Source organism: Sphingobium sp. S6 (assembly GCF_905120495.1).
Classification (GTDB): domain Bacteria; phylum Pseudomonadota; class Alphaproteobacteria; order Sphingomonadales; family Sphingomonadaceae; genus Sphingobium; species Sphingobium agri.
This window is the reverse complement of the sequence record NZ_CAJHOG010000001.1, coordinates 143,873-156,726: the sequence shown is the minus strand read 5'-3', so window position 1 is coordinate 156,726 and position 12,854 is coordinate 143,873. Positions and strand designations below refer to the sequence as shown.

Here is a 12,854-nt window from a genome sequence, read left to right as displayed (position 1 = left end):
CCTTCTTCATTCCTCCTGCTTGCGCCCGCCGCCCACCCGCCTATAGCTTGTGCGCATGTCCGATCTGTTCGCGAGCCAGCCCCTTTCCTCTTCCGGCTACGACGCCTCCTCCATCGAAGTGCTGGAAGGGCTGGAGCCAGTGCGCCGCCGCCCCGGCATGTATATCGGCGGCACGGACGAACGGGCCCTGCATCACCTTGCCAGCGAAGTGCTCGACAACAGCATGGACGAAGCGGTCGCGGGGCACGCCACCCGGATCGAGGTGACGCTGGAACCCGGCAACAAGCTGACCATCACTGACAATGGCCGTGGCATCCCAGTCGGCATGCACCCGAAATTCCCCGGCAAGTCGGCGCTGGAGGTGATCCTCACCACACTTCATTCCGGCGGCAAGTTCACGGACAAGGCTTATGCGACCTCCGGCGGCCTTCACGGCGTCGGTATCAGCGTCGTGAACGCCCTTTCCGTCGTCACCGTTGTGGAAGTCGCAATCAATAAGGAGCTGTTTCGACAAAGCTTCGCCCAAGGCTTGCCGACCAGCGGGCTCGAAAAAGTCGGTGCCGCACCCAACCGGCGCGGCACGTCGGTCAGCTTCATCCCCGATCATGAGATTTTCGGCGAGCAGAAGTTCAAGCCCGCGCGCCTTTACCGGCTCGCGCGGTCCAAGGCCTATCTGTTCGCGGGCGTCGAAATCCGTTGGAAATGCGCGCCTGAGCTGATCAGCGACGATACCCCTGCCGAAGCGGTGTTCCAGTTTCCCGGCGGTCTTGCCGATCATTTAAAAGAGCAGATCGGCACGCGCGAATGCGCAACCACCGCTTTCTTTTCGGGAAGCCAGGATTTCCCAGACGCTGCCGGTCGCGTCGAATGGGCGATCGCTTGGCCGCTTTGGTCGGACGGCAGCTATAGCTGGTATTGCAACACCATCCCGACGCCCGATGGCGGCACGCACGAGACCGGTCTGCGCGCCGCTCTGGTGAAGGGCATCCGCGCGTTTGCCGAGCTGGTGGGGAACAAGAAGGCGAAGGACATCACCGCCGACGACATCGTGACGTCGTCGGAAATCATGCTGTCCGTCTTCATCCGCGATCCGCAATTCCAGAGCCAGACCAAGGACCGCCTCACCAGCCCCGAAGCCGCTCGCCTCGTCGAAAACGCGGTGCGCGACCATTTCGACCACTTCCTCTCTGACCATATGGAGAGGGGCAAGGCGCTGCTCGCCTATGTCGTCGATCGCATGGACGAGCGTCTGAAGCGCAAGGCGGAAAAAGAGGTCAAGCGCAAGACGGCAACCTCAGCGCGCAAGCTGCGCTTGCCCGGCAAGCTCACCGACTGTTCGACCGACGATCCGGAGGGCACGGAAATCTTCCTGGTCGAAGGCGACTCGGCAGGCGGATCGGCCAAGCAGGCGCGCGACCGCAAGACACAAGCGATCCTGCCCCTGCGCGGCAAGATCCTGAACGTCGCGTCCGCGAACAACGCAAAGATCCTGGCGAACCAGGAAATCGCGGACATGATCCTGGCCTTTGGTTGCGGGACACGGAAGGACTGCAATCCGGACAATCTGCGCTATGAGCGCATCGTCATCATGACCGACGCCGATGTCGATGGCGCGCATATCGCGACGCTGCTCATGACCTTCTTCTTCCAGGAGATGCCCGAACTGGTGCGGCGTGGGCATCTGTATCTCGCCCAGCCGCCGCTGTATCGCCTCGTCGCCGGGGGCAAGAGCCTCTACGCGCGCGACGACGCCCATCGCGAGGAACTGTTGCGCACCGAGTTCAAGGGGAAGAAGGTGGAGGTCAGCCGTTTCAAAGGGCTTGGCGAAATGAACCCGAGCCAGCTGCGCGAGACCACCATGGACCCCAAGACCCGCAGCCTCATCCGCATCACCCTGCCCGATGATGTCGAAGATCGTCAGCAAGTGCGCGAATTGGTTGAGCGGCTGATGGGCACCAATCCCGCTCACCGCTTCGCCTTCATCCAGGAAAATGCCGCAACGGTGGACGAAGAAGCGATCGACGCCTGACCCTATTTGCGCATCAGCAACCCGGCACTGAGCCTGTCGCGATTTCGTGGCTACCGCAGCATTAACCACGGCGGGCCACGGGATGTTCAATTTTCCGGGCGATACGGGCAAGCATGTCAGGCTTCGCCCCGATCCTTCGCATCGCGCCACGCGCCGCTCCGATCCTGCTGCTGACGCTTCAGAGCGGCGCCGCATTCGCCCAAGCCCCTGCTCCGGCCGCCGTGCTCAGTTCGACGACAAGCGGTGCAGCCTACGGTCAGGCCGACCGTCTCGCATCCACCCTGCTCGCGGGCGGCATGAGCCGCCTCACCGCCATCAGCGCGCAGCAAGGGAGCGGATCTTCCTTGAACTGGGCGTCGCCGCTTGCCGAACCGCAGGCCGTCGTCAACGGCAGCCGGGTCGAGCGGATGCTGTCGCAGATGCCTGGGTGGGAATTGCAAGGCGTCCGGTTGATGCTGAACCAGTCTTCGCTCAGTTACAAACAACCCGACCTTGTCCCGGCCTTCATGCGCGAGCTGATGACAGCACCAGCCGCTACCTTCGTCATGCCTAAGGCCACGCCGCTGCCATCTGCTCCAGCGCCACGCGCGGGACAGCCGGATATCTTCGGATCGGTGGCGATGGCGGTAAGCCGGACACCGCTCGACAACAAATGGGCGGCAATCGCCCGATCGGCTTCCGCTCCCGTCATATCCGCAAGCTTCTTGCGGTCGGCCCGCGCCGCCGCCGGGCTTCAACAGGTGGAGATGGTGAATCGCTGGGTCAACAACCGCCTGCGCTTCGCTGATGACCGGCAGGGGCGCGACAGCTGGGCTTCGGCCAGCCAGTCGCTACAGCGCGGGGTCGGCGACTGCGAAGACTACGCCATCGCAAAGATGCAACTGCTGGAAGCGGCAGGCTTCGACCGGCGCGCCATGTTCCTAGTCATCGCGCGAGACTTGGTACGGCAGGCCGATCACGCGGTGCTCGCGGTACGTTTAGGCCATGAATTGATGGTGCTCGACAATATGACAGACAGGGTACTGCCTTCGTCTGCCGTCAGCGATTATCGGCCGATCATGAGCTTCAACGCTTATGGCCGCTGGACCCACGGCTATCGCGTGACGACGCCGCACCCGGTCCAGTTCGCCGCTCGCTGACAAGACCCACTGCCTTACCGCTCCCGCAACGCCTCCGCGCGCGCCTTCATGATCGGCTTCAGCAGGTAGGCGAGTACCGATTTGCGGCCCGTCAATATCTCGACATCGCACACCATGCCGGGTGTGATCGGCAGTTTGTGCGCGCCCGACCCAAGCCATGCCCGGTCCGTTTCGACGACCACCGTGAAATAGGCCTCCCGCGTCGCTTCGTCATAGACGCTGTCGGCTGAAACCTGCTGCACGGTCCCGCTCAGGCCGCCGTAGATGGAAAAGTCGTATGCCGTCACCTTCACCACGGCGCGATCACCGGTCTTGATGAAGGCGATGTCGTTTGGCTTCACCCGCGTCTCTACCAGCAGCTTGTCTCCGATGGGCACAATCTGCATGATCTTCTGACCCGCAGTCACGAAGCCGCCGATGGTCGTCACTTGCACATCGTTGACGACGCCATCGACTGGCGAGCGAATTTCCGCGCGCTGTGCCCGGCCCTTCGCCCCCCGCAGAGACTCACTGTTGACGGCGATCTTCGCCTCCAATTGGCTGCGCTCGTTCAAAGCATCCTGACGGAACTGGTAATTGGCTTCCGACAGCTGCGCCTGCGCCTCGCGGATCGCGGCGGATGCGCGTGACGCCTGCTGCTGCGCCGCGTTGAGCCGCCCCTGCGCATCCACCAGATCACGCCGGGCATCGAGCAATTCGGTCTGCGGGATAATGGACTTCGCGGCCAGTGGCTCCAACATCGCCACCCGTTGCCGCGCCAGTTGGACGCTGCCACCCAGGCTGTCGATCGTGGCCTGCGCCTCGCCCAGTTCCCGGCGGCGCTGCTCCACCTGAGCGGACAGCCCATCCTGCTTGCTGCGGAGCGCCGATTGACGGACGGCCGCGAGCGCCTGCTCCTGCTGACATTCGGGGCCACCGGTCGTGCAATTTTCGCCCGCTCCAGTGCCTTCCTTCTCCAGCCTTCCTGCCCGCGCGGCAAGCGATCGCGTCTCCGCCTGCAACTGCCCCAGCTCGGATGCCAACATCGCGTCATCCAGCCGCACCAGCAGCTGTCCCTTGCTGACCTTCTGCCCCGACCGGACCAATATCTCTTCGATCGTGGTCGGTTCGGCGGACTGGATCACCTGCGCCTTGCTTGACGGGATCACCCGCCCCTGCCCATGCGTCACTTCGTCCACTGGCGCGAGGCTGGCCCACAAGAGGAACGCCAGCATGCCCCCGCCGCTATAAAGGATGACCTGCTTGTTGCCCGGCTGCCCCCGCAGCCAGTCGATCCAGCGCCCCATCATGGTTTTGCCTCTTGCATTGCATGTTCATCGGCAGCGAGCGCTACCGCCTTCGCCTTTTCCTGCGCCGCCAGCATGGTGCTGAGCGCACCGCCACCTTGCGAAGGATCAGGGATGGACAGCTTCCACCCTTTGGTCGGGTCCATGCGTCCGCCCACATCATTGGCCGCCCGCCGTTCCGGCAGCGCCGCGATTGGTGGATAATCGATCTCCGGCTCGCTCACCGCCGCCGTCTGCGCCGGATTGAAGGCGGGGATATATTCACCACCGGCATAGCGTCCGACAAAGGCGCGTGGCAGGCCCCAGGTGCCCGGCCAGCGATAGAAGATGTGCGCGCCGATCTTCGCCAGCTTTGCCAGGTGCGGCGCCCATCCAGGAAACACATAATCCGCATGATAATGGGTGGCCGTGCCCACACTGGGTTCAACCTCGCCCGCCAGCGCCGCCGCCGCGATCCGCTGTGCCCGGTTCCAGAGCACAGCCACCGGCCGCCGCGCGATCGACCCATCACACACGAAACTGAATTGGCATACGGACGCGTCGAAGCGCTGATACACCACGCCGCACACCGTCTTGGCGAAGGCGGGATGACGCACACGGTTGAGCACGACCTGCGCCACCGCGCGCTGGCCGCTTTCCGGTTCAGCAGCCGCTTCATAATAGATGGCCTGCGTCAGGCATTGCAGCGCGCGGCTCCTGTCCTCGCCTGCTGATTGAAGGGCCCGAAAAGGCGATGCTGCCGCAACAGCCCCCTGCGTAAACCTGAGCCTGTCATTCCGCGCCTCCGCCTCCTGCCCAGTCGTCAAGGGCGCGGCTTCGCGTTCGGTAATGTTGACCAGTGCGCGATATTGACGGGGAATGGCGGGCACATCGTCCATGATCTTTGTCTGGACCGACCTGTGGGGAGCAGGGTCACTATGCCAGCCGGCCACTCCTGCACCCAAGACCGTGACAAGCGCACAAGTCACGCCGAGCAGGGATGCTTCACGTGCGGATAGCGCGCTCATTGCACCGCTCCCTTCTGAAGCTGCCCGATAACCTCGTCGCGTGGCCCGTCCGCCAGAACCACGCCCTGATCGATCACGATCAGCCGATCGACGATGCGCAGCAGCGCATGCCGGTGCGTCGATACGATCAGCGTCTGCTCCGGCTCCAATGCCTTTGCCAAATGATCGACGAAAAGGTTTTCCGTCTGATTGTCCATCGCTCCGGTCGGCTCATCGAGAAAGAGCAGCCGGGCCGGTTCCACCAATGCCCGTGCCAGCACCAGAAAGCTGCGCTGCCCGCCCGACAAACGGCTGCCGCGCTCGCCGATGTGCAGGTCGAACCCGGCGGCATCGCGCCCGAAGAAGCGGGACGCGCCCGAACGCTCCAGCGCGTCCAGCAGCTTCTCATCGTCGGCGTCCCGTGCGCCCAGCAACAGGTTTTCGCGCACCGAGCCGCTGAACAGTTCCGCATCCTGTCCGACATAGCGGAAGGCGGAGCGCAGTTCGTGCGGATGATATTGGCGGCTGTCCACATCATCGATGGTCAGCATGCCACCGCCTGGCGGATAGAGGCCGCACAACACTCGCCCCAGCGTCGACTTGCCAGATGCCACGCGCCCGATGATGCCGATCCGTTCGCCCGGCTCGATACGCAGATCGATGCCCTTCAGACTCGGTTGGGTGGCGCCGGGATAGCTGAACTCCAGCCCCTTGGCGTCGATCGCACCCTTGCGCACCTTGGGAATGATGCCACGCGCGCCATCCAGCCGCTCGTCCGGCTGGTCGATCAGCGTCTGCAGGCTGCCCAGCGTCGTCATCGCCTGCCGTGCGCGGACAATCACGAAGGCCAGCTGCCCGACGGGCGCCAATGACCGGCCCGCCAGCATGACGATCGCGATAATCGCGCCCATGGTGATGTCGCCAGCCGCGAACATATAGAAGCCGCCGATCACCAGCGCGATGCTCGTCACCTGCTGGCACAGCGATGCGAGCGTCACGCTGGTCGAACTCAGCCGCCGCAGCTTTTCCTGCGTCGATGCACTCATTCGAGCGTAACGGCGCCACCGGTCGAGCATCCGCCCTTCGGCGCGGCATGCCTTCAGCGTTTCCATGCCGCCGATTGCTTCCACCAGCGCCGCACTTTGCAGGCTGGCATCCGCTTGCGCGTCACGCGACAGCGCCGCCATGGAACGCTGCAGGAAATAGCCCGCCGTCGCCATGACCCCGATCATGACGACAGGGACGATCGCGAGCCAACCACCCAGCAGCGCGATGATGCCGACGAACACGAACAGGAAACTGAGGTCCACCACCAGCACCACGGTCGTCGATGTGAAGAACTCCCGGACGCTTTCGAATTCCGACACGCGCCGCGCCAGAGCCCCGGTGCTGCCCGCCCGGCTGGCGAGCGGCACATTCATCACCTTCTCGAACAATCGCTGCGACAGGCGCTCGTCAATGTCCCGGCCAGCCTCATCGACCAGCCGGGCCCGGGCGAGCCTCAGCGCGAAGTCGAGGCCAAAGGCCAGCATGACGCCTGCGCCCAGCACCCAAAGGCTGGACGCCGCCTTGTTCGGGATGATCCGGTCATAGACGTTCATCGTGAACAGCGGCAGCGCAAAGGCGAGAAGATTGATGATCCCCGCCGCCAGCATGACATAGCCTAAGGAGTCCCGCGCCCGCCAGACTTCGCGCCAGAACCAATGCTGCCGTGCCCGTTCGTCCCACGGCCGTTCCTCGGCCCGCTCGCGGCCGTGGTCAGCATTGACCGCCAGCGCCTCGCCAAGAAAATAAGGCTCCAGATCGGAAAGCCGGGCCCACACCGGCTCACTCGCATGAGGCAGTTGGATCAGCGCGTCGCCCTGCTTCAGATCCAGCAGGAGGAGAAAGCGCTCGCCTCTCAGCGGCAGGATGGCGGGCAGATTGGCAGGCCGCCATTTTTCCAGACGGCCGCGGACATGGTCGCTCAGCAGGCCGATCTGATCCAGTGCGGATTCCGCCTGATGAAAGGGCAAGCGCCCCGACTCATCAACGGCAAGGCCCGCCCGTAACGCGACGATCCCGGGGGATCGATCGAAATGCCGCGCGACATGGGCGATACACTCACTCAATTCGTCGCCGGGCGTACCCTGATGGTCCAGCCATTCGGCCAGACTTAATGTGCTTCGTTCCAACATTGTTTACCCCGCGCCACCCCAGCCGAAGCCGGGGTGACCCCCAAAGATGGAAACTCAGCCCGGATAGCGCCGCCGCTGCAATTCGGCGGGCGGCAGATCCGGAACATCATATTTTTTGCGCGCATAAGGATTAGCGCCCGAAGGCTGGGCAATCCCCAGAGTGTCGAGCAGCTGATTGGTCGCCGCCAAGATCTGATATTGCGCGAAGATCTCGGAGAAGCGGGCCGTTTCCGTCCGCACCTGCGTATTGAAACGCGTGTTCTGGCTGTCCAGCACGTCAAGCAGCGAACGGCGTCCAACGTTGAACTGCTCGCGGTAAGACACCAGCAAGGAATCCGACACGGTTGCCTGACGCGAAAGGTCGGTCAGACGCTTCTTTTCCGTGTCCCAGCGGTTCCAGGCGGTGCGGACATCGTCTTCCGCCTCCCGCTGACGCTGGCTGAGGCGGAAACGCGCCTCGCTTGCCCGGCGGGTCATTTCCTGGACCTTCGCCCGGTTGATTCCGCCGTCGAACAGTTGCCAACGCAGGACGACACGCCCCTGAACGTCATTGGTGCTGCCACGGAAGCCATCGACATCCTCGCCGATGCGGCCACGCCCTTCCAGCACAACCTTCGGCCCAAGCTCGGACTCCGCCTCGTCGACGACGGCATGAGCCGCCTGAATGTCGGCCTCCGCTTCCCGGATCAGGGGATTGTTGGTGCGCGCGCCCGCTATTGCTTCGTCCAGCGTCGGCGGGACTGCGCTCATCACTGAATCAGGCATCGACACCTGATCGATGGAAAGCCCCGTGAGCGTCCGGAAGCTGATCGCCGCGTTGGTCAGGTCCTGCTCGGCCTCGCTCTTGCGCACCAGCGCGGATTGCAGACGCTCTTCGGCCTGCTGCTGGTCGGCGATGCTGATCGAGCCCTTCGACACGCCCTCGCCCAGGTCGCCGAGCAGCTTGCGGTGGAAGGCGATGTTATCCTCCGCCGCTGCTACGACGCGCTGTTGCAGCATATAGTCGAGATATTGGCGCGTGACGTTCAACGCAACGAACTGCGACCGTTCGCCCACGCGCAGAGCCGCGCCGTCGATCCGGGCGGCCTGACGCCGCTTTTCGGCGCTGCGGTAGCCGGAATCGAACAGCGTCTGTTCCGCCAGGACGCTCGCTTCCAGTGGATAAAGCGTCTGGTCGCCGATACCCAGCGTCCGCCGCGTGTTGTTCTCCAGCCGGCGAATACCAGCCGATCCTTCCACGCTGACTCGGGGCAGATACAAGCCCTTGGCCTGTTCCCGCTCGAACTCGATCGCTTCCTTGTTCTGGATCGCCTGATTGATTTCCGGATGGCTGTCGATCGCGGCGGCGATGGCGCTCTTGAGATCGGTGGTCTGTGCCCAGCCGCTCGTTGCCATGGTCGCGGCGCACAGAGCCATCAGGCTGCCGCATGTCTTGCGCAGGATTGTCATGATCGCGCTCCCCTCAATTCGCGCTGGCAGTGACTTCGACCCGACGATTCATCGGTTCGCGCACATTGTCGGCTGTTTCGATCTTGAGTTGGGTCTCGCCCAACCCGCTGACGGTCATCGCATCCATCGCGATGCCGCCCTGGGCCATCAGCCCGGCGACATTCTGCGCCCGGCGCAGCGACAGGGCATCATTATAGCCCGTGCCGCCCGAGGTGTCGGTATAGCCGGTGATGCCAAAGCGGGTCCAACCACATCGAGCGGCGGACTGCGTCACCTGACTGATCGTCGCAGCACCCTCGGGCAGCGGCGTATCCATGTTCCAATCAAAGAAAATGGACACCGCCGGTGCCGTACAGTCCAGCGCGGGTGGGGCTGAAGCTGCGGCCGGCACCGGCGGCGGTGGCGGCGCCGATAGGCGTGCCACAAAGTCGTCGCACTTGTTGATGCTGTCCGCATCCCTAGTGCCGGATTTCATGAAGCCCAGCGCTATGCCGCACTGGTTCTTGGCCTCCACGGCCCAGGTCCAACGGCTGTCCTGCGCTGCCCGCAAGCTTGCGTCGCCCGCCGCTGCGACAGCCGTGTCATAACGGCTCTTCAGCGCACCCTTGAGCTCTGAACTACCCATCTGCAGCAGGGGCGAAGCGGGCGCGGCCAAGGCCCCCGTAGACATCATCCCCGCTGCAAGGCCGAAGGAAGCGATGCTTCTCAACCTGTTCCGCATAATCATTCTCCCCCAAATATACCCGCGAGAAATCCCAACCCTGGCGATCACCCGTGAGCGACCGCCATCGCCTCATGCGCAGCCATCGCCGCATCGAAGACAGTCGCCGCCATCGCCATCACGTGCCCGGCATCGGCAGCTTCACCCGCAACGGGGTTGAGCAGCACTGCCGCATGCTCGCCCCCTGGCAACGCGGCCAGCAGAGCGTCGATGTTTGGCGTTCCGGCATCGCCCAGCGCTTCGGCCACCACCTGCGCCGCCGCATTGGTGTTCGCAGCCGCCTCATGCGCCGCAACGAGCGCCGCCGCATTTGCATCGAAGCTCGGCAGATTGACCGTCTGGGCGAGCAGGCCCTGATGATCGTCCAATGTGGGCTGCGGCTGGCCATCATCATGGACGGCAGGGGCCGGTGCATCATTCCCGTCCGAAAGCGTCGAATGATCCTGAGCCGCATCATCGCTACCGCTACGGCTCGTCTGTTCGACCGGCTGGTCCGCGAAATGACTTTCCTGGTTTTCGCTCAATACCGACGTGCTTGCGTCATGGTCGTTTGCAGGCTCCGCAACCGTACTCGTGGCAGGCAGCGGGACGGCATCCGTCGCGGTCTCGGCCTGAGCGACAGCGGGCGCAGGCACCTGCTCCACCGTCTCGGCAGCACCAGCCACCGCGACCAGGCTCGCCGCTACCAACGCCTGATTGAAGCCGCTGGCCGTGCTTTCCGTCTTGGCCGGGCCGCCATCCTTAGAGGTAGCGAAAACCACGTCCCCGACAGTGCCCGTCGTGCCGTCGGTCCGGGTGAAGGTCGCTTCCCCCAGCACCGTGACATCGCCGCCCGCCGCCTGATAATTATGGCCATCGGATGTCAGCTTGATCGATGCGATACCCATGTCCGCCAGCGACTTGAACTCGCCGCCATCGACTATCCCGTTGCTGTTCAGGTCCTGCCACACGCCGAATTCGGAATAAGCGGCATCACGGGCGTCGAACACAGCATCGCCATTGCTGTCATAGGCAAGGCGGAGGCCCTCCAGATCGCTCTTCGCCCCCGGCGCATCATCCGCAAAGACGATATCGTAGGAGCCGGCGGTCGCATGAGCGAGCAGGCCGTCGTCGGACGAAACCCAGGCGGTGCTGACCAGGCCACTACCATAATCATGGGTAACGCCCGCCGAACGATCGATGAATTCCAGGCCATCGCCATCCAGGTCGATCGCCACCGGCGGAACCGGCGCACCGCCTTGGAACGTGATATCTATCGTTGTAACAGGCGTCGTGCTGGTGACGGTGTCGCCATCTGCATCTTTCACCGTGACCGCAAATTGCAGCACTTGGTCGTCAGGAATGACCTGCTGCGTCACGCTGAAATTCTCAACGCGCGCTGCCGGATTGCCGCTTCCACTGTAATCAAAGCGGACGACCATGTGGTCGAAATCCAGCGTCGGGTCTATATCAACATGGGTGATCCCGTCCGCGTCCTTCGTGACGACAAAGCTCCCGGTTTGGAGCGGCGCCGCGCCACCTGCCGGCGTGCCACCCGCGTAGGTGGCCCATGTGACGGTCACCGAAGATGTATTCGGCTGGAAATTCACATCGAAGCTCAGGGACGAAGAATCCGGATTGCTGAATAGGAAGCCTTCATTGTCATTGACGAGGTTGTTCGCCACACCGAAGCCGTTGCCCGACGGGTTGATCGTCGATCCATCGTTAGTGAAGGCTTGGGCGGTCGTCGTCCCGTTGGCGTAAGAAACGCCGTCGAACAATTGCCCGCCCGGCAGCGTGACCGTCGTGTAATTGCCAGGTGCGATATTGCTGAAGCTGAGCGGGGTGTTCACCACTGGTCGTGTAGTCAGCACGTCCACCGTATAGTCGCCCGTCGTCTGATCAACGGATATGGTGAAGTAGGGATTGCCGTTCACGCTGGCCGTCACCGTTCCGGTGCCATCACCTGAATAAACGATACCCGTGATGTCAGTCAGATGGGTGAGCGTGATGCTGCCCGCCTGATCGGCGCCATATGTGAAACTGATGTCATTGCCGCTGTATGTGTGAATGGAATTCGCCACCGACAAATCGGTGACGGAAGACAATGTCGGAACATCATCCACGATAGAGATGACGATCGACCCCGGTGTCGCATCGCTGTCACCGGTTGCGTCGGTCACGGTCATGCTGATCGTGTCGGTCAGCGGATTGATCTCGCCCTGCCCGCTGTGCGTAAGCGCATGGGCCAGCGTATAGCTGTAGCCATAGGTCACTATACCGTTCACGTCCGGCGCCGAGATCGAGGTGATCGTCAGCACGCCCTTGCTGGTCACCACCTGCTGGCCTACCGCCGTGATGGTCTGCGCTGGGTTGAGATCGCCGTCGAGCGTCAGCGTGTAGCTCTCGCCATTGGCGTTGACCGTGAACTGGCCGCTGGTGTCGGTCTCACTGGTCGCGCCATGCTGCGCGCCATCGGCCAGACCGTCCTCATAGACCGTGCTCGTGTCGCCCGTTACGTCGGGCACGCGCCCATCCTGGTTCAGGCTGATCACGAGCTGCGCCAGGTCGGTGTCACCGTCGCCGTCCTTGATCTGGTAGGTGAAGGTCTCACTTCCCACACCCGCCGGGATGGACGCAGTCTTCAGCGTGTAGGTATAGCTGCCGTCCGCTTTGATCAGCAGGTCCCCATAAGTACCGCTGATCACGGTGCCCGCAGCGCTCACCACCGTCAGCGCGCCGCCACCTGCCTCCGTGCCAACCCGAGCCCCTGTCACCGCGCCGCCCGGCGCTGCGCCATCCGCTCCGATCGTGTCAGCCGTACCGTCGGTCGGGTTGGCGTCCGTGCCCCCAACCCCGCTGAACACATTGCCGTCAGCCTTGTTGCCAAGGCCTTCCGTCACGCTGTCTGCGTCATTGGCAGCTTGTGGAGCATCATCGACGATCCGCACGACCAGCGTGTCGCTGCCGCTGGTGCCGCTGGTGCCGGTGACGCTCAGCGCAATGCTGTCGTCGAACTCGGTAAGGGTTGCGCCTGTCTTGCTGTCATTGTCGATGGTAGCGAGCAGCGTATAGCTGTAGCTCACTA

At 63.4% G+C, this 12,854-nt stretch carries 8 protein-coding genes; 2 read left to right on the top strand and 6 right to left on the bottom strand.

All coding sequences use genetic code 11. The features are described from left to right. The first annotated feature begins 55 nt into the window (after positions 1 to 55). Positions 56 to 2,029 (top strand): DNA topoisomerase IV subunit B, encoded by a 1,974-nt coding sequence (parE, locus tag SPHS8_RS00790; protein WP_201513478.1) that lies wholly within the window; start codon positions 56 to 58, stop codon positions 2,027 to 2,029. Positions 2,030 to 2,142: 113 nt separating this feature from the next. Beyond that, positions 2,143 to 3,168: a transglutaminase-like cysteine peptidase gene (locus SPHS8_RS00785; protein WP_201513477.1), complete on the top strand. Its 1,026-nt coding sequence runs from the start codon at positions 2,143 to 2,145 to the stop codon at positions 3,166 to 3,168. A 14-nt stretch (positions 3,169 to 3,182) separates the two neighbouring features. On the opposite strand, the gene SPHS8_RS00780 is transcribed toward SPHS8_RS00785, so the two are convergent. The 6 genes from SPHS8_RS00780 to SPHS8_RS00755 form a co-directional block, all read right to left on the bottom strand. Further along, a complete protein-coding gene (locus tag SPHS8_RS00780; RefSeq protein WP_097091217.1) occupies positions 3,183 to 4,457 on the bottom strand; it encodes an HlyD family type I secretion periplasmic adaptor subunit in 1,275 nt (424 codons plus the stop codon). Further along, positions 4,454 to 5,461, bottom strand: a complete 1,008-nt coding sequence (locus SPHS8_RS00775) for a cell wall hydrolase (protein WP_201513476.1) — start codon at positions 5,459 to 5,461, stop codon at positions 4,454 to 4,456. Before SPHS8_RS00775 ends, SPHS8_RS00780 begins: the two co-directional genes overlap by 4 nt. Continuing rightward, positions 5,458 to 7,617, bottom strand: coding sequence for a type I secretion system permease/ATPase (locus SPHS8_RS00770; RefSeq protein ID WP_201513475.1), 2,160 nt, complete (start codon positions 7,615 to 7,617; stop codon positions 5,458 to 5,460). The genes SPHS8_RS00775 and SPHS8_RS00770 overlap by 4 nt, the downstream gene beginning before the upstream one ends. A gap of 54 nt (positions 7,618 to 7,671) precedes the next feature. Further along, the gene (locus SPHS8_RS00765; RefSeq protein ID WP_097091214.1) at positions 7,672 to 9,066 is read right to left on the bottom strand and encodes a TolC family protein; all 1,395 of its coding nucleotides are present in this window, start codon (positions 9,064 to 9,066) and stop codon (positions 7,672 to 7,674) included. 13 nt (positions 9,067 to 9,079) lie between these two features. Then, positions 9,080 to 9,739, bottom strand: a complete 660-nt coding sequence (locus SPHS8_RS00760) for an OmpA family protein (protein ID WP_236574905.1) — start codon at positions 9,737 to 9,739, stop codon at positions 9,080 to 9,082. A gap of 95 nt (positions 9,740 to 9,834) precedes the next feature. Further along, the coding region (locus SPHS8_RS00755; protein ID WP_443018536.1) for a beta strand repeat-containing protein at positions 9,835 to 12,854 on the bottom strand (3,020 nt) is incomplete at its 5' end.

Excerpts from the sequence above, each read along its gene's own strand:
- SPHS8_RS00770 (WP_201513475.1), bottom strand. The coding sequence starts at position 7,617 with ATGTTGGAACGAAGCACATTAAGTCTGGCCGAATGGCTGGACCATCAG.
- SPHS8_RS00760 (WP_236574905.1), bottom strand. The coding sequence starts at position 9,739 with ATGATGTCTACGGGGGCCTTGGCCGCGCCCGCTTCGCCCCTGCTGCAG.
- SPHS8_RS00765 (WP_097091214.1), bottom strand. The coding sequence starts at position 9,066 with ATGACAATCCTGCGCAAGACATGCGGCAGCCTGATGGCTCTGTGCGCC.
- SPHS8_RS00785 (WP_201513477.1), top strand. The coding sequence starts at position 2,143 with ATGTCAGGCTTCGCCCCGATCCTTCGCATCGCGCCACGCGCCGCTCCG.
- SPHS8_RS00780 (WP_097091217.1), bottom strand. The coding sequence starts at position 4,457 with ATGATGGGGCGCTGGATCGACTGGCTGCGGGGGCAGCCGGGCAACAAG.
- parE (WP_201513478.1), top strand. The coding sequence starts at position 56 with ATGTCCGATCTGTTCGCGAGCCAGCCCCTTTCCTCTTCCGGCTACGAC.
- SPHS8_RS00775 (WP_201513476.1), bottom strand. The coding sequence starts at position 5,461 with ATGAGCGCGCTATCCGCACGTGAAGCATCCCTGCTCGGCGTGACTTGT.